The sequence below is a fragment of the Verrucomicrobium sp. BvORR034 genome (assembly GCF_000739635.1).
In the GTDB taxonomy this organism is placed as follows: Bacteria; Verrucomicrobiota; Verrucomicrobiia; order Verrucomicrobiales; family Verrucomicrobiaceae; genus Verrucomicrobium.
The window spans coordinates 1-1850 of sequence record NZ_BATQ01000102.1 but is presented as its reverse complement, the minus strand read 5'-3'; the positions used below and the strand labels follow the sequence as shown (position 1 = coordinate 1850).

Here is a 1850-nt window from a genome sequence, read left to right as displayed (position 1 = left end):
CCCAAGGCCGCGCTCAGAGGCGGGAAGGCGGCGGTGGCCAGCGCGGCGACTCCAAAGCCCATGGCGACCGTGCTCAGCGTGCCCTCGATGCCCTTGCGCGCCATCTTGCGATCGCACTTGGCCTCGGCGTAGCGGGCGATGCGGGTGAGCTGATCCTTCTGCTGCTGCGGGGACAGTTTGCTCAGGTGAGAGCGGCCCTGGCCATCCACGCCTTTGGGGTCCAGGGCAAAGCGCACATCCGGCGGGGCCTCCTGAATCTTGGAGGCATCCTTGCCGCGATACTCCTTCAGTTTGCCCTGCAGATCCTGGGCCCGGCCGTGATCGCCGGTCGAGGAGGTCTGCCCCCAGACACTGCCAAACTTGCTGGCCTTCCGGTAGGCGACCACGGCGACCCCAACGTCCACCGCGGCAAAGCCGACACCCACCCCGCCCAGAGCGGTGCCGACCTTGGCCCCGGTCTCCATGCCGAGCTTGAAGGCATTGGCCGAGCCATTGAGAAACTTCGTGAAGCCAACGCCCCCGGCGGTGGCTCCTGCTGCCAACTCCGCCTTCTCCTGCCCCCAGCGGCGAGCCCGCCAGCCGCGTGCCTTGTCGGTTGTCCCTTGGGAGACCTGCTGGAGCTGGTCCTGACGCTCTTCCAGGTTGTCCACCACGGTCATCCTGCGTTCGCCGACGGAAGACCGCGGGGTGGTCTGGGGCGCTCCTACCTCTCCCGAACTGATGGACGGGGAATGGGTGCGGAGGGAGGTGGCATCCATGGACGATGACGTGGACTCAGGCTGGGAAGATCTGGCGGGTGTTTCGCAAAAAACGCCCTCACCAAAACTCTTGCCCTGAGCAGGTGGAGGTTACGGAAAAGTTTCCTTTTGTCCACCCCGTCGCCTTTTTGGCGTCATCCCAAAGGGCTACGCTACGCCGCGCCGCGTAGCGGAAGACTGCCCGCCCTGAGGGGCGTTTCATAGAACTCCAGGAGCGGCCCGCTCATTGAAGCGGACTCCCAAACTCTCTCCCCACCCCGCTCCTCTCGCAAGGCCTGTCGTCAAACAGGTTCTTAGGACGGCAGCAGTTCAGCCCCTTTGATCAGACGGCAGAATTCCTTTTTGGTCGCTTGAAGGTGCTTGCCCGTTTTGGTCTCCAGGTCGCCCATGTCCTTGTACTCCACGGAAAGACGCTCCAGGTGCACGATCCGGATGTAGCGCTCCCCTTGTTTCCAAACTTGACCTTGATGTAGCCTCATCCTGAAACGTAGCTGCATATTCTTCAATTGCGAGCCTGGACTCTCCCGGCTTGGTGCCTGTTCATCTCCCCTTCCCCTTCTGCATGATTTCCCGGTTCGACCTCGTTCTCGGCCTCCTGGCGGGCTTCTTCCTGGTCTGGGGTGCGCCGTGCCACGGCCAGGCGGGCAGCGGGAGTTGGGCCTTTCAGAACTGGAAGATCGAGGACGGCCTGCCGGACAACAACGTGAGCGATGTGCGGCAGATGCCGGATGGCAGCCTCCTCGTGGCCACGTACGGCGGGCTGGTACGGTTCGACGGGCTGCACCTGAACCAGACCACACTGGAGCCGCGCAACAACAAGAGCTCGCTCGTGCGGGCCATGCTGCCCGGGAAGGACGGCAGCCTGTGGCTGGCCACCGGGCAGGGCCGGATCGTGCGTCACGCTCCCCACGGCCCCTCCCAGGCCTACCATCCCCCGCACCAGCCCAACTCGTACCCGCTCCATCTCTGCGAGGGCCCGGGCGGCTCTCTGTGGGTCAGCTACTCCGAGGGCGAGGTGGTGGAGATCCGGGAGGGCAAGGTCCATTTCCTGGGAGCCGCGCAGGGGCTGCCCACGAATGCGGTGGCCAAGTT

The 1850-nt window shown here is 64.6% G+C and carries 2 protein-coding genes and 1 pseudogene; 1 reads left to right on the top strand and 2 read right to left on the bottom strand.

Annotation, left to right across the window (positions count from 1 at the left end):
• Positions 1–758: hypothetical protein (locus BV034_RS16980; protein WP_265593106.1), on the bottom strand; the 758-nt coding region annotated here is incomplete at its 3' end.
• 293 nt (positions 759–1051) lie between these two features.
• Positions 1052–1237 (bottom strand): hypothetical protein, encoded by a 186-nt coding sequence (locus BV034_RS16970; protein WP_038168956.1) that lies wholly within the window; start codon positions 1235–1237, stop codon positions 1052–1054.
• Positions 1238–1320: 83 nt separating this feature from the next.
• On the opposite strand from BV034_RS16970, the pseudogene BV034_RS16965 reads away from it, so the two are divergent.
• Positions 1321–1850 (top strand): annotated as a pseudogene (locus tag BV034_RS16965) (hypothetical protein); the annotation flags it as partial.